Source organism: Mesomycoplasma ovipneumoniae (assembly GCF_030012565.1).
In the GTDB taxonomy this organism is placed as follows: Bacteria; Bacillota_I; Bacilli_A; order Mycoplasmatales; family Metamycoplasmataceae; genus Mesomycoplasma; species Mesomycoplasma ovipneumoniae_D.
Map to the genome: position 1 here is coordinate 838,803 of NZ_CP124621.1, position 23,373 is coordinate 862,175.

At 31.2% G+C, this 23,373-nt stretch carries 32 protein-coding genes, 1 pseudogene and 1 CRISPR repeat array (1 of these 34 cut by a window edge); all 33 genes and pseudogenes read right to left on the reverse strand.

The features are described 5' to 3' along the window. Positions 1-2,569: a CRISPR direct-repeat array (repeat unit 36 nt; unit sequence GTTTTTGTGCTGTACAATTTCTTACTAGAGTAAAAC); it begins 1,569 nt to the left of the window's first position. Positions 2,570-3,227: 658 nt separating this feature from the next. The 33 genes and pseudogenes from QJQ40_RS02900 to QJQ40_RS03060 all read right to left on the reverse strand — a co-directional run bounded on the left by QJQ40_RS02900 (position 3,228) and on the right by QJQ40_RS03060 (position 22,471). Further along, positions 3,228-3,890, reverse strand: coding sequence for a S1C family serine protease (locus QJQ40_RS02900; protein ID WP_282861143.1), 663 nt, complete (start codon positions 3,888-3,890; stop codon positions 3,228-3,230). Between the two features lie 315 nt (positions 3,891-4,205). Then, positions 4,206-4,568 (reverse strand): 50S ribosomal protein L17, encoded by a 363-nt coding sequence (gene rplQ, locus QJQ40_RS02905; protein WP_010321375.1) that lies wholly within the window; start codon positions 4,566-4,568, stop codon positions 4,206-4,208. A gap of 2 nt (positions 4,569-4,570) precedes the next feature. Next, entirely contained in the window at positions 4,571-5,569 is a 999-nt protein-coding gene (locus tag QJQ40_RS02910; RefSeq protein ID WP_044285648.1) for a DNA-directed RNA polymerase subunit alpha, read from the reverse strand. A 6-nt stretch (positions 5,570-5,575) separates the two neighbouring features. Then, positions 5,576-5,980 carry a 30S ribosomal protein S11 gene (gene rpsK, locus QJQ40_RS02915; RefSeq protein ID WP_010321373.1) on the reverse strand — a complete coding sequence of 135 codons (405 nt, stop codon included), beginning with the start codon at positions 5,978-5,980 and terminating at the stop codon, positions 5,576-5,578. 6 nt (positions 5,981-5,986) lie between these two features. Continuing rightward, entirely contained in the window at positions 5,987-6,403 is a 417-nt protein-coding gene (rpsM, locus tag QJQ40_RS02920; RefSeq protein WP_010321372.1) for a 30S ribosomal protein S13, read from the reverse strand. 110 nt (positions 6,404-6,513) lie between these two features. Further along, positions 6,514-6,627 carry a 50S ribosomal protein L36 gene (gene rpmJ, locus QJQ40_RS02925; RefSeq protein ID WP_010321371.1) on the reverse strand — a complete coding sequence of 38 codons (114 nt, stop codon included), beginning with the start codon at positions 6,625-6,627 and terminating at the stop codon, positions 6,514-6,516. Positions 6,628-6,665: 38 nt separating this feature from the next. Then, entirely contained in the window at positions 6,666-6,893 is a 228-nt protein-coding gene (infA, locus tag QJQ40_RS02930; protein ID WP_044285649.1) for a translation initiation factor IF-1, read from the reverse strand. Next, positions 6,894-7,646 (reverse strand): type I methionyl aminopeptidase, encoded by a 753-nt coding sequence (gene map / locus QJQ40_RS02935; RefSeq protein ID WP_282861145.1) that lies wholly within the window; start codon positions 7,644-7,646, stop codon positions 6,894-6,896. It abuts the gene before it with no gap. Further along, positions 7,637-8,278 carry an adenylate kinase family protein gene (locus QJQ40_RS02940; RefSeq protein WP_282861146.1) on the reverse strand — a complete coding sequence of 214 codons (642 nt, stop codon included), beginning with the start codon at positions 8,276-8,278 and terminating at the stop codon, positions 7,637-7,639. Before QJQ40_RS02940 ends, map begins: the two co-directional genes overlap by 10 nt. Before the next feature lie 29 nt (positions 8,279-8,307). Further along, positions 8,308-9,729 (reverse strand): preprotein translocase subunit SecY, encoded by a 1,422-nt coding sequence (gene secY / locus QJQ40_RS02945; protein ID WP_282861147.1) that lies wholly within the window; start codon positions 9,727-9,729, stop codon positions 8,308-8,310. Continuing rightward, complete coding sequence (gene rplO / locus QJQ40_RS02950) at positions 9,729-10,175, reverse strand: 50S ribosomal protein L15 (RefSeq protein WP_044284048.1); 447 nt, start codon at positions 10,173-10,175, stop codon at positions 9,729-9,731. The genes secY and rplO overlap by 1 nt, the downstream gene beginning before the upstream one ends. 182 nt (positions 10,176-10,357) lie before the next feature. Next, positions 10,358-10,990, reverse strand: coding sequence for a 30S ribosomal protein S5 (gene rpsE, locus QJQ40_RS02955; RefSeq protein ID WP_282861148.1), 633 nt, complete (start codon positions 10,988-10,990; stop codon positions 10,358-10,360). 1 nt (position 10,991) lies between these two features. Beyond that, positions 10,992-11,357: a 50S ribosomal protein L18 gene (rplR, locus tag QJQ40_RS02960; RefSeq protein WP_044284050.1), complete on the reverse strand. Its 366-nt coding sequence runs from the start codon at positions 11,355-11,357 to the stop codon at positions 10,992-10,994. Positions 11,358-11,359: 2 nt separating this feature from the next. After that, entirely contained in the window at positions 11,360-11,899 is a 540-nt protein-coding gene (gene rplF, locus QJQ40_RS02965; protein WP_282861149.1) for a 50S ribosomal protein L6, read from the reverse strand. A 5-nt stretch (positions 11,900-11,904) separates the two neighbouring features. After that, on the reverse strand, positions 11,905-12,300 hold the full coding sequence (rpsH, locus tag QJQ40_RS02970; RefSeq protein WP_044285656.1) for a 30S ribosomal protein S8: 396 nt from the start codon (positions 12,298-12,300) through the stop codon (positions 11,905-11,907). 4 nt (positions 12,301-12,304) lie between these two features. Next, positions 12,305-12,490, reverse strand: coding sequence for a type Z 30S ribosomal protein S14 (locus QJQ40_RS02975; protein ID WP_010321361.1), 186 nt, complete (start codon positions 12,488-12,490; stop codon positions 12,305-12,307). A 48-nt stretch (positions 12,491-12,538) separates the two neighbouring features. Then, complete coding sequence (gene rplE / locus QJQ40_RS02980) at positions 12,539-13,084, reverse strand: 50S ribosomal protein L5 (protein ID WP_010321360.1); 546 nt, start codon at positions 13,082-13,084, stop codon at positions 12,539-12,541. A 1-nt stretch (position 13,085) separates the two neighbouring features. Then, on the reverse strand, positions 13,086-13,409 hold the full coding sequence (gene rplX / locus QJQ40_RS02985; protein ID WP_044284054.1) for a 50S ribosomal protein L24: 324 nt from the start codon (positions 13,407-13,409) through the stop codon (positions 13,086-13,088). A 3-nt stretch (positions 13,410-13,412) separates the two neighbouring features. Beyond that, positions 13,413-13,781, reverse strand: coding sequence for a 50S ribosomal protein L14 (rplN, locus tag QJQ40_RS02990; protein WP_010321358.1), 369 nt, complete (start codon positions 13,779-13,781; stop codon positions 13,413-13,415). A 1-nt stretch (position 13,782) separates the two neighbouring features. After that, positions 13,783-14,067, reverse strand: coding sequence for a 30S ribosomal protein S17 (gene rpsQ, locus QJQ40_RS02995; RefSeq protein ID WP_282861150.1), 285 nt, complete (start codon positions 14,065-14,067; stop codon positions 13,783-13,785). Continuing rightward, positions 14,057-14,416: a 50S ribosomal protein L29 gene (gene rpmC, locus QJQ40_RS03000; RefSeq protein ID WP_282861151.1), complete on the reverse strand. Its 360-nt coding sequence runs from the start codon at positions 14,414-14,416 to the stop codon at positions 14,057-14,059. The genes rpsQ and rpmC overlap by 11 nt, the downstream gene beginning before the upstream one ends. Positions 14,417-14,423: 7 nt before the next feature. Beyond that, on the reverse strand, positions 14,424-14,834 hold the full coding sequence (rplP, locus tag QJQ40_RS03005) for a 50S ribosomal protein L16 (protein ID WP_282861153.1): 411 nt from the start codon (positions 14,832-14,834) through the stop codon (positions 14,424-14,426). 2 nt (positions 14,835-14,836) lie between these two features. After that, entirely contained in the window at positions 14,837-15,520 is a 684-nt protein-coding gene (gene rpsC, locus QJQ40_RS03010) for a 30S ribosomal protein S3 (RefSeq protein WP_044284057.1), read from the reverse strand. A gap of 95 nt (positions 15,521-15,615) precedes the next feature. Further along, a pseudogene (rplV, locus tag QJQ40_RS03015) lies at positions 15,616-15,984 on the reverse strand (50S ribosomal protein L22); the annotation flags it as partial. Between the two features lie 13 nt (positions 15,985-15,997). After that, entirely contained in the window at positions 15,998-16,273 is a 276-nt protein-coding gene (gene rpsS, locus QJQ40_RS03020) for a 30S ribosomal protein S19 (RefSeq protein WP_010321352.1), read from the reverse strand. Continuing rightward, the gene (gene rplB, locus QJQ40_RS03025) at positions 16,273-17,121 is read right to left on the reverse strand and encodes a 50S ribosomal protein L2 (protein WP_129644588.1); all 849 of its coding nucleotides are present in this window, start codon (positions 17,119-17,121) and stop codon (positions 16,273-16,275) included. The genes rpsS and rplB overlap by 1 nt, the downstream gene beginning before the upstream one ends. Continuing rightward, complete coding sequence (gene rplW, locus QJQ40_RS03030; protein WP_282861155.1) at positions 17,121-17,615, reverse strand: 50S ribosomal protein L23; 495 nt, start codon at positions 17,613-17,615, stop codon at positions 17,121-17,123. The genes rplB and rplW overlap by 1 nt, the downstream gene beginning before the upstream one ends. Next, complete coding sequence (rplD, locus tag QJQ40_RS03035) at positions 17,602-18,261, reverse strand: 50S ribosomal protein L4 (RefSeq protein WP_282861156.1); 660 nt, start codon at positions 18,259-18,261, stop codon at positions 17,602-17,604. Before rplD ends, rplW begins: the two co-directional genes overlap by 14 nt. After that, positions 18,254-18,949: a 50S ribosomal protein L3 gene (rplC, locus tag QJQ40_RS03040; RefSeq protein WP_069096615.1), complete on the reverse strand. Its 696-nt coding sequence runs from the start codon at positions 18,947-18,949 to the stop codon at positions 18,254-18,256. Before rplC ends, rplD begins: the two co-directional genes overlap by 8 nt. Before the next feature lies 1 nt (position 18,950). Further along, a complete protein-coding gene (gene rpsJ / locus QJQ40_RS03045) occupies positions 18,951-19,271 on the reverse strand; it encodes a 30S ribosomal protein S10 (protein ID WP_029513109.1) in 321 nt (106 codons plus the stop codon). 306 nt (positions 19,272-19,577) lie between these two features. Continuing rightward, on the reverse strand, positions 19,578-20,486 hold the full coding sequence (locus QJQ40_RS03050; RefSeq protein WP_282861157.1) for a hypothetical protein: 909 nt from the start codon (positions 20,484-20,486) through the stop codon (positions 19,578-19,580). A 358-nt stretch (positions 20,487-20,844) separates the two neighbouring features. Beyond that, complete coding sequence (locus tag QJQ40_RS03055) at positions 20,845-22,119, reverse strand: M28 family peptidase (protein WP_282861158.1); 1,275 nt, start codon at positions 22,117-22,119, stop codon at positions 20,845-20,847. Further along, entirely contained in the window at positions 22,049-22,471 is a 423-nt protein-coding gene (locus tag QJQ40_RS03060; RefSeq protein ID WP_282861159.1) for a hypothetical protein, read from the reverse strand. Before QJQ40_RS03060 ends, QJQ40_RS03055 begins: the two co-directional genes overlap by 71 nt. Positions 22,472-23,373: the final 902 nt, after the last annotated feature.

Below are 23,373 nucleotides of genomic sequence, written 5' to 3' on the forward strand. Positions count from 1 at the left end.
TAGTCTGCTACCCGCTGAGTTTTTGTGCTGTACAATTTCTTACTAGAGTAAAACTTTGTTCAAAATTCAAATTCAAATCAAGCAGTTTTTGTGCTGTACAATTTCTTACTAGAGTAAAACCAAAAAACGGACTAATTTGTAAAGCACGTTGTTTTTGTGCTGTACAATTTCTTACTAGAGTAAAACTTAATTTACTGACATTAGGATTTCAATACAGTTTTTGTGCTGTACAATTTCTTACTAGAGTAAAACTTTCAAATAAGGAGGAAAAAATATGGGTCTGTTTTTGTGCTGTACAATTTCTTACTAGAGTAAAACCCTAATTATAAACATTTTGCTCAATGATTAGTTTTTGTGCTGTACAATTTCTTACTAGAGTAAAACACTTTATCAGATTTATAATTGACGTGCAAAGTTTTTGTGCTGTACAATTTCTTACTAGAGTAAAACCTAAGACTTCCAGGTTACCTACCAATTCACGTTTTTGTGCTGTACAATTTCTTACTAGAGTAAAACTTTTGACCTCTGAACGTCAACTACAAATCGGTTTTTGTGCTGTACAATTTCTTACTAGAGTAAAACTTCTTTTACAATATAAAGGTGCTCACCGAGGTTTTTTTGCTGTACAATTTCTTACTAGAGTAAAACTTTTTATCGTCTAAGTCTTGGTCTCAGCCTGTTTTTGTGCTGTACAATTTCTTACTAGAGTAAAACTCAATTATATTGGTTAAAAATTTGCTTATTGTTTTTGTGCTGTACAATTTCTTACTAGAGTAAAACTAAACGATCTAGATATTCCAATTATAAGAAGTTTTTGTGCTGTACAATTTCTTACTAGAGTAAAACGAGCTTGAATTAGCTCAAAAAGATGATTTAGTTTTTGTGCTGTACAATTTCTTACTAGAGTAAAACATTTGCTAAATTTGCTGGTAAAAAAGATGTGTTTTTGTGCTGTACAATTTCTTACTAGAGTAAAACCAACAATATATTTTAGACCTTGAAGCACAAGTTTTTGTGCTGTACAATTTCTTACTAGAGTAAAACAAAAAAATGTTTTATAACTTTTAGTCCGCTGTTTTTGTGCTGTACAATTTCTTACTAGAGTAAAACTTCCATTTTGAACCCCCTTTTTTTTATAAGCGTTTTTGTGCTGTACAATTTCTTACTAGAGTAAAACCTATTGCCTCGTATGTTACTGCCAAAGTTCGTTTTTGTGCTGTACAATTTCTTACTAGAGTAAAACCTTTATTGCTTTTTTATAAATATATGGTAAGTTTTTGTGCTGTACAATTTCTTACTAGAGTAAAACAAAATTGATTTTAGGTTTTTGATTATATCAGTTTTTGTGCTGTACAATTTCTTACTAGAGTAAAACATTTGCTAAATTTGCTGGTAAAAAAGATGTGTTTTTGTGCTGTACATTTTCTTACTAGAGTAAAACTAAATATCTTAGAAAATGGTTCTCTAATTCGTTTTTGTGCTGTACAATTTATTACTAGAGTAAAACTAAAAAAAGGAAAGACAATTACAAATTCATTGTTTTTGTGCTGTACAATTTATTACTAGAGTAAAACTAAAAAAAGGAAAGACAATTACAAATTCATTGTTTTTGTGCTGTACATTTTCTTACTAGAGTAAAACAGTGATACAATAAGTAGTGTTGGACTAGATGTTTTTGTGCTGTACAATTTCTTACTAGAGTAAAACCTGTTTGAAATTATCGAGCAAATAGGGTACGTTTTTGTGCTGTACAATTTCTTACTAGAGTAAAACGTTAAATTGTTGACTTTCATATTTTTTATCGTTTTTGTGCTGTACAATTTCTTACTAGAGTAAAACATAGTTTACAATTTCATTAAATAAAAGTCAAGTTTTTGTGCTGTACAATTTATTACTAGAGTAAAACAAAATTTTAGTGTAAAGGAAGGAACCTCGGGTTTTTGTGCTGTACAATTTCTTACTAGAGTAAAACAATAAAGACCGTCAAGACCAATTCTATCGTGTTTTTGTGCTGTACAATTTCTTACTAGAGTAAAACAAAAATGTTTCATATTTGTCACGTTCAATTGTTTTTGTGCTGTACAATTTCTTACTAGAGTAAAACAGTTTATGCCCTAGTGTTCCGCTATGTCCTTGTTTTTGTGCTGTACAATTTCTTACTAGAGTAAAACCATAAATTTAAATCTAAGCTTCCTGATATAGTTTTTGTGCTGTACAATTTCTTACTAGAGTAAAACTTGAAAATTGATAAAATCATCGCGGTTATTGTTTTTGTGCTGTACAATTTCTTACTAGAGTAAAACTATTAACAACACTAACCTTAAATTTGATTATTTTTTGTGCTGTACATTTTCTTACTAGTGTAAAACAAATATACAAATGTCTTTAAACCCGCTTTAGTTTTTGTGCTGTACAATTTTTTACTAGAGTAAAACTGATTTTAAAGATTTAAGTTATGAAGATGTGTTTTTGTGCTGTACATTTTCTTACTAGAGTAAAACGGATATACCCTGCCAAAAGAATTTAAATCAGTTTTTTGTGCTGCACAATTTTTTACTAGAGTAAAACTGAAGACACGAGGAACCCTATGAAAAAAGCATGTTTGTGTGAATTAAAATTTCGTTTTAGAGTAAGAGATGAATACTACAAGGCAAGACGCAAGAGCAAGTATAGTTATTGTATGGCAGAATATTTTATTAGAATAAAACAACATTTAGACAAGGTAAGTTTAAAATGCCGTTGTTCTTGTGCGGTACAATTCATTAATTGAACAAAATGGCTCTACCAACAAATTACCACCTATGGCCTATTATTTCCGTGCTGCGAAATTTCTTATTAGAGTAAAACAATATTATATCTAATACCATATAAACAAACACGAACAGTCACTAAATTAAACAAAGCAAACCCTTTTTCAATAAATGAGGATGACGCGCAAATGAATAGATCACTAGCACAAGTTTTGATAATGATAACCTTATGATTAATACTAATTGGAATTATAATTGCATCGGTTTAGAAGATATGACTTTATACACCAATTAACCAAGTTTTTGCACTGTACAATTTTTTATTAGAGTAAATCTGAGGAGTATCTTGCTGTAAACCGGAGTTTGTTTTTGCACTGTACAATTTTTTATTAGAGTAAATCCTAATCACAAATTTTAATAACTTTGACTATATTTATCTAATGGATTTGATAGTAAATGATTTATAAAATTAAAAATTTAATTTGAATTTAAAAATTCTTTTATTTGCGTTGAAGGGACGAAAAAAGAAATACCTTGAACTGGTTTTTCATTTATAAGCCGAAACGTCATTATCCCAATTACTTTGTTTTTAGTATTTAAAACAGGACCGCCACTATTTCCTGGTTCAATTGTGATACTAGTTCGAACAAAATTTTGATTTACTAATTTATTAGTTCCTGAAACTATTCCTTTGCTGATTGTCAAGCCAAGATTATGTGGATTTCCAATTGTAAAAATTTCATCGCCATAGTTAAAATCTTCTTCTATTTCAAGGTTTTTAACTTTTGTGTTTAATTCCAAACTTAATATGTCATAGTTTGGTGAAATTTTTATAATTTTAGTTTTTTTGTAGTCTTTTTCATTTGCAAAGCGGTAAAAAATTTTAATTTCATTATTATTTTCAAGAATGTGTTTATTTGTAATAATTTTATTATCTATAACAAAACCGGTAGCAAAAGACAATTCCTCGTTTTTTTGAAGTTTAATTTCAACAATTGACTTTAAAAGGACTTCATGGTTAATTTTTGAATTTAGTTTTATTCAATTATTTGTTAGCAAACCAACGTTTGCTAACAAAATTCCAAGATTTAGAGCCAAAAATAAACCAATAAACCCGTATTTTTTAGTGAATTTTTTCATTTTATCTAAAAGTGTCTTATTCTTAAGTGTTTATAATTATACCTTAATTTTTTCTCAGACCAAGCATTTTTTTTTTTTTTTTACAAAAGGTTAATTTTAAAATAATAAAAATTCAGATTTTAGCGGCAAAAATGCCCATAAATCCGGGTATTTTTGCATATTTATATTGATTAAAAGTGAATTTTTGCCACCAAACTGGTGAGTTCAGGAGTTTTTATATTATTTAAAAAACTAAAGAACACTTTTTACTCTAAAAAGCACAAAAAAACCTATGAATTCATAGGCTTTTTTAGATTTTGGTCTTTAAATTACTAACTAAACTAGTTCAATAATTGCCATTTTGGAATTATCGCCATTACGGCTAGGAATTTTAACTATTCGAGTATAGCCACCTTGTCTTTCTTGATAACGAGGCGCTATTTTGGTAAATAAATAAGGCATAACTTTCATTCCGTCTTTGGTTTTTTGGTTATATAAATAACTAAGAACCTGACGGCGAGCTGCTAGATCATTTTTTTTGGCTTTGGTAATTAGTTTTTCAACAACAGAACGAAGACGTTTTGCACGTGCAAGTGTGGTTTTTAGATGACCATGTAAAATTAAAGAAGTTGCAAGTGAGCGGAAAACTTGGCGATCTCAGGCAGCATCACGGGAATAAATTTGGTGCGGATTAGCCATAATTAGTTTTCTCCTTTTTGTTCGTTTTTATATATTTCAAGTTTTTCAATTATTTCCTGAACTGATTTACGGCCAAGATTTTTAATATTTTCAAAGTCATCTTGTGTTAAATTTTCAATGTCAGAAATTTTATAATAATGTGCACGTCTGAGCGCATTTATTGAGCGCACGGAGAGGTCCAAAGACTCAATTGCATCCGAAAAGCGGCGGGATGGTTCTTCTTTGACAGTTAGAGGTTCAAAAAATTCTTCTGAGAATTTGTTAATGTTTTCAACATTTGCTAAAATATTAAGGTGGGCAAGCAAGATTTTTGAACCCTCAGAGACAGCGTCTTTAGCTTTAATGGAGCCATCAGTTTTAATTGAAAAACTTAGTTTTTCTTCAACAATCGGGCTGGCTGAGTTAATTTCAACAGATTGATAATTAGCACTTAAAACCGGTGAAAAATCACTGTCAACAGCCAAAACTGTACCATCAAGGTTGGATTCCAGACTTAATAAAACTTCGTTTACGAATTTTTTATTAGTTTCAAAATCGCTAAAACCTTTACCTGAAGTTATAAAAAGTTCAAATTTAAGTGAATTAACCCTTGAGACATCGGCAATATATAAATCAGGATTAACAATTTTTAGTCCGCTGTCAGAAACAATGTCCCGAGCATAAATTTGTCCGGCTTTTTGGCCATTAAAACTTGCCCGGTGAATTTGATTTTGACCAAAAAGAGCAGGATCATAGAAAAAACGGACTCTTTTTAGGTTATTTAAAATTGTAACAACATCTTCAATTACATCATCAAGAATACTAAATTCATGAGTTACGCCGGCAATTTTTACTCCAAAAACAGCACAGGAAGTAATTGAAGACAAAACTACACGACGAAGGGCATTTCCGATTGTATTTCCAAGTCCGCGCTCGAGCGGTTTTAGTTCAAAACTTGTTTCAAATTCACTAATTTGGTCAGTTAAGTTTTCAGAATAGTAAACATTTGCATGTTTTTTCATAAAATCCTACCTTTTTTCCTGACGTTTAAATCATTTACGCGGTGGGCGAGTTCCATTGTGAGGAATTGGGGTAACGTCTTGGGTAAGTAAAATATTAATTCCTGAAGTGATAATTTGCTTACGGGCGGCTTCTTTTCCTTGCCCGGTTCCTTTAAGGTGAACAACAACTTCACGCATTCCGTGCTCACGGGCTTTTTGGGCAGCAGCAGCAGTTGCTAAGGTAGCAGCATATGCGGTTTTTTTCTTTGTTCCTTTAAAGCCAATTGATCCTGAACTAGCTCAAGAAATTACATTTCCTTGTTTGTCAGTAAAAGAAATTATCGTGTTTTGGTGTGAAGAGTGAATGTGGGCAATTCCGGCTGTTACATTTTTTGGACGGATTTTTTTAACTTTACGAGTATTAGTTGCCATGATTAACTATTTTTTACCTTTGTCTTTTTTTGCCATAATTGCTTTTCTTGGACCTTTTCGAGTACGGGCGTTTTTCTGAGTTACTTGACCACGAACTGGAAGACCTTTACGATGACGGATTCCACGATAACATTTAATTTCAATTAGTCTTTTAATATTTGACTGAACTTCACGGTGCAGGTCACCTTCGGTTTTATAAGTTTTTGCAATATCACGAATGATTTGCAAAACATCTTCTTGGATTTCTTTAACTTTTGTATCTTGGGTTAAAACAGGATATTTTTTCCCAAATTTTTCTTGCTGAATTGCAGCAGTTTTGTCAATTATTTCTGCAGCAAGCGATTTTCCAATTCCATAAATACTTGTAAGAGCAATTACAATTCTTTTATGATTGGGGATTTCAACATTAAGAATACGTGCCATATTTTAAACTTATTTAAATAAATATATTTTCCTTTTTATAAAATTTTATTTTTCACCTCTAAAAATTTCAAAGGTGAAAAATACTAACAAAATAGAACAAAAATCAAAAACTACCCTTGTCTTTGTTTGTGTTTTTTCAAAACACAAATTACACGGTTTACCGAACGACGCTTAATTATTTTGCAATCTTTGCAAATTTTTTTAATACTTGCTCGAACTTTCATTTTTTTTCCTTTAAATTTAGGTAATAATTTCAAAAAAATTATTTAAAGCGGTAAACAATTCTTCCTTTTGAAAGATCATAAGGTGACATTTCAACCTTAACACTGTCGCCTAAAATAATTTTAATGTGGTGAAGTTTCATTTTCCCAGCAATATGACAATTTAATTTTACTCCGTTTTCAAGAGTTACTTCATATTCTTGGGAATTAAAAACGTGTGATATTTTACCTTGAAATAATAATTTTTGTTCTTTTGAAGAATTTTGCATCTATTTTTGGTCCATTTCTGTTAGTATTATTCCCTTCCCGTCTTGAATTAAAATTGTCTGTTCATAATGGGAAGTTTTTTTACCATCATTTGATTGTACCGATCATCCGTCTTTTAGAATTTTTATTCGCGGAGAACTCTGGACGATCATTGGCTCAATACAAATTACCATATTATTTTGTAATTTTTTTCCTCTACCCGGGACGCCAAAATTGAAAATATTAGGATTTTCGTGCAATTTTTTACCAATACCATGGCCGCAAAATTCAACAGGGGTAAAAAATCCATAAGATCTTATTACTTGACTGATAGCAAATCCAATGTCGCCTGTTGTTGCACCAGGTTTGATTGCCTTGAATCCGGCAAAAAAAGCTTCCTCGGCGCATTTTATTAGTTTTTCATTTTCAGCATTTTGGCCAAGTGATTTACTAAAAGCACTGTCGGCAAAAAAACCATTGTAAGATAGTCCTAAATCAACAGAGACCAAATCACCTTCTTGAAGAATGTAGTCATTTGGAATACCATGAATAAGGATTTCATTAACACTTATACAAATAGTTGCCGGAAAACCGTGATAATTTAGAAATGCTGGTTTGGCGCCTCTAGCAATAATCTCATCAAAAGCGATGGCATCAATTTCTTTTAAAGAGATTCCTGGTCTTACAAAGTCATAAATTTTTTTTTTGACTTCTGCCAGGAGTTTAGCGGCAATTTTTAGTTGTTGAATTTCAAATTCTGTTTTAATTAGAGACATTTTTCAATTTCACTAACAATTTCATCCAAGCTTCTCTCAACATTTAAGTAATAAATTTTACCATGTTTTTCATAATAATCGACAATTGGGCTTACAGATTCATTAAATTTTTCAATTCGAAGCTTAACAATTTCAGGACGATCATCTGGACGGGTAAATAAAGGCTCGTTGTCAATGTCGCATGTATTTTCTACTTTTGGTTTTGCCAATAATAAATTATATGATTTTTGACATTTACTGCAAAACAAACGTTGAGAAAGACGGCTAACTATTGTCTCTGGCTGGATTTGGAGGTAAAAAACTTTGTCAACATCAATTTTATTTTCATTCATAAAATTGAGTTGATTTAATGTTCGCGGGTAGCCATCAAGAATATAACCTGTCTCTGGCGGGAGTTGACTGATAAAATTTGACAATAAATCGTTTGTGATTTCATCAGGAACATATAGGCCATTTTTAACATAGTTTTGAATTTTCTCGGCAAAATCACGATCTTTTTCAATTTTTTCACGGAAAAGATTACCAGTAGAAATATGAACTAATTTAAACTTGTCAACTAGAATTTTTGAAATACTACCTTTTCCTGAACCAGGGGCGCCAATTAAAAGAATTTTTGAATTAGATAATGACATTGTTAAATTTTGAGACCTTTTTTAATTTTTTACCATAATAAATCACGACTTGACTTTGCCGAAGAAGAATCTTGTTTATATGTAAGATTTTTGCGGATTTTTTTTGTTTGTTTTAGTACTTTTTGCGCTCCATAACGTGCTTTAATTTGCGATATAGTTTCAAGAGCAGTTGTTCCTAAAATTATTATTGAGGTTCCTGAAAAAGTTATTGCCGAAGGTAGACCTAACATTATCGCAATTGGCTGAAAAATTCCAAGAAAAGTCAAATAAATAGCACTAAATACTGAAATTCGAAGAATAACACCAATTAAATAATCTTCAGTTTGCTCGCCAGGACGAATACCGGGGATAAAAGTTGAATTTTTTGCAAAATCCTGGGAAATTTTATCAATTCGCGATTGCTGAAGCGACATAATAATGCTAAAAATAATATTACATACAATGAATATAGTAAGTCCAATTGGATGGTGAATTTGCAAATTATTATCGATTCAATTACGAACAGCTGAAGTGTTTCGGTCAAAAAATCCAGTCAAAAGTGAAGGGATTGAAACAACAATTAACGCAAAAATTACTGGCATAATTCCGGCTGGATTTAGTTTTAAAGGTAAAACTGATATTTCTTTAATGTTTTTGGACATCCCTGAACCAGTTTGTTGAATTGGGATTTTTCTCTCGGCCAAATAAACATAAACTGATATAAATAAAATAGCCAAAAATGCAACAATATAAAGGATAAAACTAAGAACTTGCGTTATTAGAGATGAAGGCGAAGAAAGATCGACTAAATACTCAAAAGCATGACGAAAACGTTGTGGAAGAGCAACAATTATTCCCGAAAAAATTAATAACGAAGTCCCGTTTCCTACACCTTTATCGGTTATCTGTTCGGCTAAAAACAAGGAAAAAAGCGAACCAGCAACTAAAATAAGCGGTAAAACAAACCAAACATATCCAGCGCTAGTAATTTCTAAACGAACAAAACCAAAACTTTCATTAAGAATAACGGTTCGAATTAAAACAATCGCCTGAATAAGAGCAACAAGAAGAGTCAAAAATCTTGTAATTATATTGATTTTTCTTCTTCCGGCAGGACCAGACTGGGAAAGTCGATGAATTGGAGGAAAAATCTTTGTTTGAGCAATAAGCATAAACAAAGACGACGTAATAAAAGGGCTGATGCCTAAGGCAACAACTGAAAAATTAAGTAACCCGCCACCACCGACGGTATTAATGATACCTAAAAATGAGTTGGTATCAATTTGAAATTGCAACAACCTGAGCCCAGGAATAGTAATTGTACCACAAACAATAAAAATTACCAATAAAAAAAATGTAAAAATTATTTTGCGGGCAAGAACTTTTTCTTTATAAACAAAAAGGATATAATTTTTAAGACTTATATATCCAGAATTTGTTTTTTCTCAAAGTTTAGCAAAAAATTTGCTCACTAGTTTACCTCAGTTATTGAACCGCCGAGCTCTTCAATTTTAACTAATGCCGCTTCAGAATAAGCATTTGTTGTTACAAAAAGTTTTTTAGTTAATTCACCTTTTGCAAGTAATTTTGCTGGCAAATTACGTTTTTTAAGCACACCTTTAAGATAAAGTGACTCAAGACTAACTTTATCCCCATCTTGATAACGGCTTTCAAGATCTGATAAATTAAAGATTTCATATTTTTTTGAGTTAAAATTGCGGAAACCAATTTTTGGCACACGACGAAATCAAGGGTTTTGACCACCTTCAAAGCCAAGACGAACAGTTGAACGTTTTTTTTGTCCAGATTGACCTCTACCGGCTTGTTTACCTTTTCCAGCAGCATGCCCACGCCCTTTACGGTGTTTTTTTGTTCTTGCACCAGGGGTATAAGTTAAATTTTCAAGTCTTATTGCCATGTTTGTTCCTATTTTTTTAAGTTATATAATTATACTTTATTTTAAAACTTTTTTTCAAAAAAAATGAAAAAAAGTTTTAAGCAATTTTTAGTGCCCAAATTTTACCTGAGGCACTAATAATTTAAAGATTTTTTGCTAATTTTTAAATAAAGGGAAAAATTTATGAATTTGTAAAGCAAAAGTTATTTTTTTTGGGCTAAAACTTGTGAAGGATTAAGATCACGAAGTTCAGCTATTTGATTAATAGTTTTAAGTCCTAAAAGCGCTTTGAGAGTTGCGCGCACAACGTTAATTTTTGTTCTTGATCCGTAAGTTTTTGTATAAATATCAGTATATCCAGCAAGTTCAACAACAGCACGCACAGTGTTTGAAGCAACAATTCCTTTACCTCTTGGGGCTGGTTTGATGAGAATTTTTGAGGCTGAATATTTAGCATTTATCTCGTGAGGAACGGTTGATCTTCGGTAAATTGGTACAGTTACAAGACGGTTTTGTGCATCTTTAACGGCTTTACGAATTGAGTCTTGCACTTCGTTAGCTTTTCCGTGACCTAGTCCAACTTTTCCTTTTTTGTTTCCAACAACGGCAAAGGCACTAAAAGAAAAACGGCGACCACCTTTTACAACTTTAGTTACCCGGGCAACTGAAATTATTCTCTCTTCAAACTCAGGGCGAAAATTTTTCTCTTTTGGTTTTTGACGCTGAGCACGTGGACGTTGTTGACGGTTGGCTTCTTTTGGAGCGAATTGTTTTTGATTTTGACTGTTTTGGTTTGTTTTTTGCTGGGTTGGTTTATTTTGAAGATTTGTATCCATTTTAGAATTTTACTCCTTGGGCTCTTAATGATTCGGCAAAAGCTTTAATGCGACCATGATATAAATAACCGCTTCGGTCAAAAACAAAAGGATTTTCTTCCAATTTAAGCTCTTTTAATTTAGCGTATAATTCAGGGGCTAAATTACTTGCAGCTTGGATATTTCCGCTGTATTTATCAGATTTATCAAGTGTTGAAACCGAAAGGATAACTTGATTTTTTCAAGGATCAAAAATATAAGCATAAAAATGACGTAAAGATTTATATACGCCAATCCGGTATTTTTTTTGTTCTTGGTGCGAAGGACTAAGTTTTTTCAAAATACGGACATGTTTTGCTTTTCGGTGAAAATTACGTGATTTTTGCATAATTATTTAGAAGCTTTTTTCCCTTCTTTGAGTTTAAGAATTTCGTTACTATAAGAAATCCCTTTGCCTGAATAAGGATTTGGCCGGCGAACTTGACGAATTTGGGCGCTAAATTGGCCAACTTTTTGTTTGTCAATACCTTTAATTACAATAGTTGTTGCATTTGGTACTAAAACATCAAGTTCGCGCGGCACTTTGAGTTCAACTGGATGAGAATAACCAACTAAAAGTTCAATAACTTTTTCTTTTAGTGTTGCCTTGTACCCAACTCCTTTAATTTTAAGTTCTTTTTGAAAACCTTTTGAGACACCAATTAGCATTCCACTAAGGTGAGAATTTGTTGTTCCATGAAGTTGTTTTACTTGTTTTTCTTCAGATTTTCTGATTGTTTTTAGTGTATTATTTTCTTGAATTATTGTAATTAAATCAGAAAATTGGCGCTCTAAAATACCCAACGGACCTTGAATTTTAACATTTGAGCCATTAATTTCAACACTAACTTTTTCAGGAATAATTAAAACACGATTACCGACACGTGACATATTTTTTACCAAATGTAGGCGATAATTTCACCGCCGACATTTTCCTTTCTTGCTTGTGAATCAGTTAAGAGCCCTTTTGAAGTTGATAAAATTGCAATTCCGTAGCCTGATTGGACAAAAGGAATTTTTTGGGCAGGAGCATAAACGCGAAGCGAAGGTTTAGAAATTCTTTTAAGTCCAGAAATTGATGAAGTAGTTCCTTTGTATTTAAGCTCAACAGTTATTGTTTTTTTAAGCTCGCCTTCAATTTGGAAATCTTTAATATATCCAGCTTCTTTAATAATTTCTAACATTTTTGCTTTAATTTTTGAGTGCGCAAATGATACTTGTTTGTGTTTTCTGATTGTTGCATTCCGAATTCGGGTTAGCATATCAGCAATTGGATCTGTTATAAAAGCCATAATTTTACCAACTCGCTTTCTTAATTCCAGGAATTCGTCCTTGGTGAGCCAAAGTACGAAAACAAATACGGCAAATACGGAATTTTCTTAAAACTGAATGAGAACGGCCACACAACTGACAACGAGTATAGGCGCGAACTTTGAATTTAGGAGCCCGATTTGCTTTGACTTTTCACGACATTTTTGCCATAGATTTATCCTTTAACCTAAAAAATTTTTAAAATTTTTTGCGAAAAAATTAACTTTTTTTCGCAAAAGGAAAGCCTAATAATTCAAGAAGTTTTAAGGCTTGCTCATTATTTTTTGCACTTGTTACTATTATTACATCAAGTCCGCGAATTTTTGTGATTTTATCAAAAGTTATCTCAGGAAAAACGATTGATTCTTTAAAACCAAGGGCAAAATTTCCTTTGCCATCAAAAGACTTAGGTGAAAGACCACGAAAATCACGAATACGAGGAATTGCAATATTGAGAACTTTTGAAAGAAAATTCCACATTTGTTCACGACGGAGAGTAACTTTTCCACCAACTGGCATTCCTTGACGAAGTTTTCAAGTTGCAAGTGATTTTTTTGCCACTGTTTTATACGGTTTTTGACCGGTAATGTTGGCAAGATCATCAAGAACAGCTTCAATTGCTTTTGCATTTGTTACTTGATTTCCGGCAGTCATATTAACGACAACTTTTACAATTTTGGGAACTTCAGAAGGAGATTTGAAATTAAAATGGTCTTTTAGTTGGCCAAAAACATTATCACGATAGTGCTCTTGAAGCTTTGTCATACTAAATAGCCTTTCCTGTTTTTTTTGCAATTCGGGTTTTTTTACCATTTTCGACTTTAAAACCAACACGAGTTGGAACAGCTGGCTTATCTTTTCCAGCTTTTTTGGCAACCAGTGCTAGTTTTGAGAGTAAAATTGGTGCCTCATAAGTGACAATTTCACCTTTTGTATTTTGATTTGAAGGTTTACGGTGTTTTGTTTTAATGTTGACATCTTTAACAATTGCCGCATTTTTGGCAGGAATTATTTCAAGGACAGATGAGACTTTACCTTTGTCATCACCAGATAAAACTACAACTGAATCATTTTTACGAATTTTTTGCATTTTTTAGAGAACCTCCTGCGCCAGTGAAGCGATTTTTAGGTAACCTTTTTCACGGATTTCTCTGGCAATTGGTCCAAAAACACGTGTTCCTCTTGGGGTTCCATCCTCTTTGATAATTACAACTGCATTGTCATCAAATTTTATATGTGAACCATTTGGACGACGAAGACCGTATGTTGAACGGACAATTAGTGCTTTTACGACTTGTCCTTCTTTGAGCATTCCGTTAGGAATTGCTTTTTTAACAGAAACTACAACAATGTCGCCAATATTTGAAGTTTTTTTAACAGATCCACCTAAATTTCTGATTACACCAACAATTTTTGCGCCCGAATTGTCAGCAACATTTAAACGAGATTGTTCTTGAACCATTTTAGACTTCTCCTTTTTTTTGTAAAACTTCAACTAGACGGAAATGTTTTGATTTTGAAATTGGACGGCATTCTGCAATTTTAACAAAATCACCAACATTTGCTGTTCCTGCTTGGTCATGAGTTGCAAATTTTTTAGTTTTTTTGAACCGTTTTCCATAAAGTTTATGTTTATAAGCTGTCTCAACAGAAACCATTATTGTTTTTTCAGAGGTGCGAATCACTTTTCCTTGCAGTGTTTTACGAAGATTACGCTTTTGGGGCATTTTTTCTAAATTATTGTTCATTTTGGCTACTCATTTCTGCTGGTTTTGTTTGAATTTTTGGGGCTAAAAGCGGCTTGATATGTGCATTAAAATGGGCTTTGATTGATTTTGGCGATTTTGCAAATACGGCTTTTTGTGCCTTTTTTTGCTTTTTGGTGAGTTTTTTTGGCTTTGGACTTTGGGCTAATTTTTGTTGGGATAAAATTGTTAAAATTCGGGCAATTATTTTACGAATCTGACTGATTTTATGAGTTTGGTCTAAATTTGAACTTTGATTTTTAAATCTTAAAGTAAATAGTTCAGAACGGTATTCAAGAAGAAGAGAGTTAAGTTCGCTTGGTGTTTTTTTTAAAAGTTCTTTATATTCCATTGTTTTCCTAAGATATAGTTACTATTTTTCATTTTAGTGGTAATTTATGCCCACCAAGTCGAAGTGCATCACGAGCAACATCGTCTTTTACACCTTTAATTTCAAACATCATTGTATTTTTCTTAACAACAGCGACTCAACGATCAACTGAACCTTTTCCAGATCCCATTCTAACTCCAATTGGCTTAGAAGTTAAAGACAAATGTGGAAAAATTCGAATAATAACTTGACCTTCACGTCCCATTCTTCTTGTAATTGCAATACGGGCTGCTTCAATTTGGGCTGCAGAAATTCAAGCTGAACCAATGGCTTGAAGTCCATAGTCACCAAAGGCTAAAAAATTTCCTGAGTGTGCTTCCCGTTTATCGTGATAAAGACGGAAAGTTTTACGGTGCTTAGTTTTTTTTGGCTGCAACATTTTTATCTCCTTTTATCACTTCTTATGACAGATTCAATATCAATTTTTTGTCTTGACTCACCAAGTGAGACTCAAACTTTAACGCCCAGAATTCCGTAAGTTGTTTTTGCAATTGCGGTTGCATATTCAACATTTTGACGTAAAGTGTGCAATTTCATTTCACCTTCGGCATAACCTTCAGAACGAGCCATTTCAACACCATTAAGACGACCAGAGACAAGTGTTTTTACCCCTTTTGCCCCCGCTTTTAGTGCGGTTCGAATTGCAAATTTTTGGGCAATTCGGTAGGATCCACGTTGTTCAAGTTTTTGGGCGATTGTTTCAGCCATTAATTTTGCATTTAATTCAGGATTTGTAATTTCAATTGCATCAATGTGTAAAACAATTTTGCGGTTTTTAAGAGTTTTTTTAAGTTGTTCAACAATTTTTTTCAGATTTTCGCCTGAAGATCCAAGAAATGAACCAAGTCTTGCTGTATAGACTAAAACAGTAATTGCATTATTGCGATCACGACGAATTATTGTGTTTCCAATTTGGTATTCACGGGTTAATTTTTCAAAAAAACGGTGAATTTTAACATCTTCTAACAAATTAGTGGCAAATTTATTTTTGTCTGCATACCAAATTGCATTATGAGCTCTTGTTATTCCAAAACGGAAACCATTTGGATTTACCTTTTGTCCCATTATTTTTCTCCTTGTTTTGGATTTAAGTCTTGATTGTTAGTTTCTGGTAAAACTTCAGCAGAAGTTGTACTTTCAGAGTCAAAAGTCTCAAAAGTGTTTGAATCTTGACTGTTGCCTAGGGCTGCAAGAACGACTTTGAAATGAGAAGTTCTTTTAAGAATTTGACTTGCTGATCCTTTTGCCCGTGGACGAAAACGTTTTAGCGTTGGGCCTTCATTAACAATCGCTGATTTTACAACTAAATTTGCTTGTTCAAGACCATGATTATTAATTGCATTGGCAATGGCAGAATTGATTAGTTTTTTAAAAATTGGTGATGCTTTTTTATTAGTATGGGCTAAAATTGAAAGGGCTTCAAAGACAGGTTTATTTTTAACTAAATTAGCAACAAGGCGTGCTTTTGAGGCAGAAATTCTTTGGGTTTTTAAAGAAGCAACTGCATAATTATTGTTATCTAAATTCATTTATATTGTCCTTTTATTTCTTTTTAGCCTTGTCTTTTCCATGCCCATAATAAGTTCTTGTTGGTGAAAACTCACCTAATTTGTGGCCTACCATATCATCGGTAACATAAACTTCGTTAAAAATTTTGCCATTGTGAACCAAAAAAGTTAGACCAACAAACTGGGGAAAAATAGTTGACCGGCGTGATCAAGTCTTAATTGGTTTGCGTGAATTTTTCATAATTGCATCATCAACTTTTTTAAGAAGATGCTCATCAGCAAATGGACCTTTTTTAAGTGAACGAGCCATTATTTTTTAGATTCCTTTCTTGAACGGATTATCAATTTAGTTGAAGCTTTTTTAGGATTTCTTGTCTTAACTCCAAGTGCTTTTTTACCTCAAGGAGTAAGTGGAGTTTTACGTCCAATTGGTTGTTTACCTTCTCCACCTCCATGTGGGTGATCATTTGGATTCATTACTGATCCACGAACGGTTGGTCTAATTCCTTTGTGACGATTTCTTCCTGCTTTTCCGATGTTAACAAGTGAATTTTCTTCATTTCCAACTACACCAACAGTTGCCCGGCAAGTAGATAAAATTCGACGGTATTCTCCTGATTTTAGTTTAAGAATAACATATTTTCCGTTTTCGTCACGACCTTGAATTTGGGCTCAAGTTCCGGCTGAACGAATTAACTGACCCCCTGCTCCTGGATGGAGTTCGAGATTGTGAACAAAAGTACCCTCAGGAATATTTTTAAGCGGCAGGCAATTTCCAACAAGAATATCAGCCTCAGGACCGGAGGCAATTTTTTGTCCTACTTTTAGATTTTTAGGTGCTAAAATGTAACGTTTTTCACCGTCAATATAAGAAACAAGGGCAATATTTGCTGAACGATTTGGGTCATATTCAATTGTTTTTACAATTGCAGGAATATTGTCTTTATTTCTTTTAAAATCAATTAGACGGTATTTTCTTTTGTGCCGTCCACCTTGATGTCTAACGGTAATTTTACCTTGAGCATTACGGCCTGAATGTTTTTTTAAAGTTACAAGCAAAGACTTTTCGGGTTTGTTTGTTGTTAAATTTGCGCCAAAATCAAGTGAAGACATATGGCGACGGCCGTTTGTTGTTGGTTTATAATATTTAAGCGCCATTAGTTTGTCTCTCCTTGTTCGTTAGTTTGGTTTTTGGGCTGATTTTCGGGCTGGTTTTCCTCAGTTTTTTGACTTTCGGCTGCCTGTTTTTTTGCAAGTTTTTGGGCTATTTCTTGATTTTTTTGTTCTAGCTCTGCTCTTTTTTCTTCAATTTGTTGACTGAATTCTTGTTGGTCTTTGTTGGTTTGGTCAATGCTTGCTGCAGCTGGAGTCTCGTCCTCAAAAAGATTAATTGTGTATCCTGGTTTTAATTTTACAAATGCTTTTTTATATTTAGTGCTAAAACCACGTGATTTTCCTAGTTTTTTTTCTTTTTTTGGAACAGTGAAAATATTAACTTTTTCAACTTTGACATTAAAAATGTATTCAACAGCTTTTTTTGTCTCAGAACGATTTGTTGTTGGACTTACTTTAAAAGAATAAACTCCTTGAGACATTAACTGGTAGGATTTTTCAGTTAAAATTGGACCTTTAATAATATTATTTACGTTCATCTTCAATCCTTTTTTTAAGACTTGAAATATCATTTTCGGAAATGATTAGCAAGTCAGTTTTTACTAGTGATTCAACTGTTATTGAATTAGGTTTTACTAACTCGACATTTGGTAAATTTCTTGCTGATAAAAATAAATTTGTATCAGTTGAGGCGATTAAAATGTGACGAAGTTTATCAATTTTAAAGGTTTTTAACTGTTCTACCAGAAGTTTAGTTGAAATTTTGTCCATTGAAAAATCATTTACTAAAACTTGGTGATTTTGAGCTAGTTGGGAAAGGGCACCAACAAAAGCTAGTTTTTTTACTTTTTTGTTTACTTTTAGAGTGTAATTTCTTAAAGTTGTCGGTCCAAAAGCGCGACCCCCACCAACAAAAATTGGTGATCTTCTTGATCCAGCACGGGCTTTCCCGGTTGATTTTTGTTTTCAAGGTTTTTTACCTGTCCCTGAAACTTCGCCACGGTTTTTAACTTTGTGAGTTGAAAAACGACGTGAGGCTCTTTCGGCCAAAATTGAGTCAAAAATAGCTTGAGTTTTTAGTTCTCTTTTTTCAAATAAAACTTCTGGAAGAGCTTTGTCAGGGTTAAATTTAACAATATTTTCGTATTTTGCGTTCTGAATTGAAATTGGTGTGTTTTTATTCATGTTTTAACTCCTGATCTTTGGGACTAACTTCAAAAAGATTAATGGGAGTTTTAGAAGTTGATTTTTTAATTGCGGTTCTTATCATAACAAATGATTTTTTTGGACCAGGAATTGAACCTTTTACTATTAATAAATTATTTTCCTGATCAACTTTGACAATTTCAAGTGACTGTTTAGTTACCCGAGAATGTCCAAGACGTCCTGGCATTGTCATCCCTTTAACAACTTTGTTTCCAGAAATATCTCCAAGTGAACCAGTTTGACGAATTGGTTTTGAACCACCCCCACCACCGTGAGATCTAGGTCCGATTGCTTGATTGTGACGTTTAATTGGACCAGCAAAACCTTTTCCTTTTGAAGTTCCAATTACATCAACAAATTCACCTGCGCTAAAAATTGAAACATTAATGGTTTGACCTAATTTTAAACCTGGAAAATCACGGAATTCACGAACAAATTTTTTCGGTTTAGTATCAGCTTTTGCAAAATGACCTAGTTCAGGTTTTTTGTGAGCTGATTGCTTTTTATCAAAAACACCGAGCTGAATTGCTTCATAGTTATCTTTTTCTTTAGTAAGAATTTTTGTAACTATGTTTTCAGGAACTTCAATGACGCTAACAGGAATTGAAACACCTTCAACTGTAAAAAGTTGCGTCATTCCAATTTTTCTACCTAAAATTCCTTTCATTTTAATTTACCTCGATTTCTAATCAAACGCCAGCTGGCAATTGTGTTCGTGAAATTTTTTCTGTAACTGCTTTTTGATTGTTTGGCGAAACTTTTAAAATTACTAGCCGTTTGTGAGTGCGACTTTCAAATTGTTCACGAGATTTTTTATTAACGTGGACAGATCTCAAAATTGTATAAATCGCTCTTGAAGTTGGCAGCGGTACCGGGCCACATGTCTCGACATTAAGTTCACGTGCTAAAAGAATAACCTTTTTAGCAGCAGCATCAATTTGACGGTGGTCAAACGATTTGAACTTAATTTTTATTGATGTTGTGCTCATAAAAATAAGTGAGTTGCTCCTGTTCATATTTTTGAACGGACTCTACATAAAAACCAATACACAAAAACAACTCCTTCTCGTGTATTGCAACCTTATGTTTCATAGTCCTTACAATGTAAAGATTAATTATAACAAAAAAACAAAAAATTTTCTTATCTTTGTAAATATTTTTTGACAAATTTTACCAAAGCAAAAAATAAGAAAACTTTTCTTCAAATAAATGCTTATTTATTATACATGCAAATCCCTTAATACAAAAGACAAAAAATGATTTTTTCTAAATTAATATAATAATTTATAGGTTTTCTAACTTTTTGTAGTTTTGATTTTGACTTTTTTAATAGTTAATTTTTTAATTTTTCAATAGCTAAAAATGACTATCAAGCCCAAAACTGAAATCAGAAGTATAAATATTAAAAATGAAAAGTAAAATGAAAGATAAATAAAAGTTGCGGTTGTAGCAATTGTAACTAAAGTGTAAAAAATTGCTCTAGTGACCAGTGAAATTCCGTTTTGGACATGGAATTTTTCTTTGCTGAAAAATAAATATGACAAACTGGAAAAAGTTGGAAAAAATAACGAAAATATAAACTGATTAAAACTAGTAATTATCATATATGAATAAAATTGAACATTTAAATTTTTGATAAAAGCAACAAAAGGTCAAATTCAACCTAATATTAACAGGCCAACCAAAAGTCAAATAATGCTAATTTTTTTCTTTGTTTTATTTAATATTAAAAAACTGACGATTGTTCCTAAAACTGAAGCAAACGAAAAACCAATATTGAATCATGTTGCTAATTGTTGGTAGTTAAAAATCTCAGCTTGACTTTGAGAATTGATATATTCAAAAACCGGCGGAAATAGAGTTGTTCTTGGTAAAAAGAAAATTGCAACAATAAAGTGGCCGGCTAAGACAAAAACTCATTTATAAGTCGAAATTTTTTTGTCATTTTCTTTGAAATTTTCTTTCTGGCTAAGGGCAAAATCAAATTTTTTTGCATTTAATTTTAGTAAAAAATAAAGCATACCTGAGATTGAATAGGTGATCATATTAAATAAAACCATTCAATAAAAATCAAGTCTTGAATAAATAACTAAGGCAAATACTGCCGAAATTAAAAATCCCATTGCTGTTGCAAAAGAGGAAAAAACATTAATATTTTGCATCTGTTTTTCATTGTTTGCTAGATAATAAACAATATTTTTCAAATAAATAAATCGAAAAGCATGGATAAAACCAAGCAATGTATTAACTAAAATTAATATTATTGAAAAGGTAAAAATTTGACTATTAGCTAGACTAAAAAAAATAATCAACAAGAAAGCTAAACAAAAAACACTCAAAATATCTGAAATTAACAGAATAATTTTGTCATTTTTTCATTTTTGGACAATTTTACTACTAAATAAATAAACCACCAAATTGGGTATTTGAATTAACAAATATAAAATCGTAACAAGCCAAAAATCGCCTGTAATTTTAAATATATATAAAGACGAACTAAACTTAAAAGCTTCCGAACCTATGAGCGAAGTGCTAAGTGAACTAGTAAATTTGATTGAATTTTTAAAAAATATTGTCATTTATTTCCTTGCAAATTCAAAGCAAAAAGAAAAAATTTTTTATTAGTGACATCGAGGAATTAGAATGTATTTTTGAGACCGGAATTGATAAAGTTATGGCATTTTGATTTTGAAAATTAGTGATATCAGTCGAACCTGAACCAAAATAAGGTCTAAAAGGAATGTTATTTTTTTGAAAAATTTCAACAATTTTATTATAAAAAACAATATTATGTGCCGTAAAAGTATCAGCTAATCTTATTTTTATACCTTCATTATCTCAATTTTCGTCCTCGCAAACATCAATATTGACCAAAAATTTGTATTTTTTAACTTGATTAGTAACAAAAAAATCTTTTGTTCCTTGTAGTTGAATTTCTTCTTTTGTTGTCAGAAGAATATCAAATTTTTTATCAATATGCAAAAGAATTCTAGTTAATATGTTAGAAATTTTATTATCTTGATTTCGTGAAAAGATAGTAAATCCGGAAATTTTTACCTCACTTTTGGGTAAAACTTGGTAAATTCCATTTTCAGGGATTCCAAGACACTTTAAATTAGGCTGATTTATTTTTCTACTTTTTTCTTCAGAAAAAATTAGATTGTCAACTTTGACACAAGAAATTTCATTAATTTTTTCTGAATTCTGGTCAAATATTTCAAAAACGCCTGAGTCAAAATAAGTCGTTCCTTGATTAAAAACCTCGCCAGCTATTGCAATACCACCTACTTCATCGCTGTGATTTATGAATAAAACATTGTTATTCTTATTATTTTTTGATAAATAACCGCCGCTTGTTTTTTTATGAATTTTATCACCAAACAGTTTTTCAATATAATTTTTTTCAAAGCCCGGGATTGATGGAAAATTCAAAAAATTTACCATCATATTTGTATAAATTAGCTTGTTTTTTAGTATTTTGTCAAAAAAATCCAAATTGTTTTTAAATTGTTCTTTTATAAAAGTTAAAAAATTATAGATATAATTTTTTAACGATTGGTCAAAATAATTATCGTAGCTTTTTAATTTTGAAAAATCAAAATATTTATCAAGCATTTTGTCATAATTATAAAACCAATAAATAAAGAAACTATTTCATAGACTATTTTGAAAGAAATTTTTTTCGTTTTCGTAATTAATATTGTCTGAGTTTTTGCTTAGTATATTTCAAGAAATGTTTAAATCATCAATTATACTTAGCATTTTTTTATTTGAATCATGTGGAAAAACTGGACTTAGAACATAGCCCATCATCGTAATTTTTTGAAAAAAAAGCATACTTGATCTTTAATTCATAAAGATTTTTGTATTGGGATTCTTTTAAAAATTGCCTGTTTATTGTTTCTAATACTATAAATTCAATAATAAAACCATTAATTCTAAGTATTTGTAAATTGTCGTCCTTTTTTATCAATTCAGCATTTTTTTCCTGCAAAATAAAATTAATAAATTCTTGACGTTGTCTAAAGGAACAATTTACAAAGCCCAAATCTAAATCGTTGGGCTTTCGACTTATAAAATTTTCCTTTCAAAATAGATAACTTCCTTTTAGAAAAATTTCCAAATTCAAATTATTTTCTTTATTGAATTTGCAAATCAAGGATGCTATTTGGCTAATAATTTCTTGCATTTTTATGGTAAAAATTCCAAATTTATTTCTTTAGGGATTGACTCAACTTTGCGGATTTAGATTCCTTTATTATAAATAGCGGCAATCTTTCGAGTCCAATAGCAAAATCGGGAGTTTTTAAAGGCATATTTTTTATCATTTCGAATATCGCTCGTATTTTTTAGGATCCTTTTTATGATATTATAATGAATTTAACGTTTCATTACGATTTTATTTATACTTTTTTGGTAAAATGGCGGTATTATTGAAGGGAAATTATTTAATCAAATAATTTTAATAATTATCAAAATTCATGTTTTTACCTTTTGTTGTTGATTTTTAAAAAAGAAAAACTAGCTTAACACTTAAAATATAATTGTAATTTTGTTGAATTAGTAATTGAAATTGCCAAAATTTTAACATAAAAAAACATAAATTGGTAGAAAAAGTAGAGCAATATTAAATATTTTTTTTATTTCTACAGAATTTATAGTTCGCAAAAATATCTATAATAAAAATATAATTTTTACCATTTTTTAACAAAAATTATATTTTTGTATTTTTTTTATTTTGTTCTTTATTATTTGGCTTAGCATGGTAAAATTATGACTAACACTAATTTATAAATAAAAATTTATTAAGGATAATTTATGATAATTACAAAAAAATAGAAAAATTACTAGACCTAAGTAAAATTTTATGGTGGATTTTTATCTAAGTCAAGTGTAAATGTAGATGTTTTAATTGATTAAAATGGTTTTCTTGTTGTAAATCACTAGTTATAATCATAAATTGCCAGAATTAATTAAAACTATTAGGGTTAAAAATACAAAATAACAACATTTAGCAACTAAACGTTGGCAAAAACTGAATGCAATGAAGGAAAAGTTACGAATATATTGCCTAAATCTTCTTTTTATAAA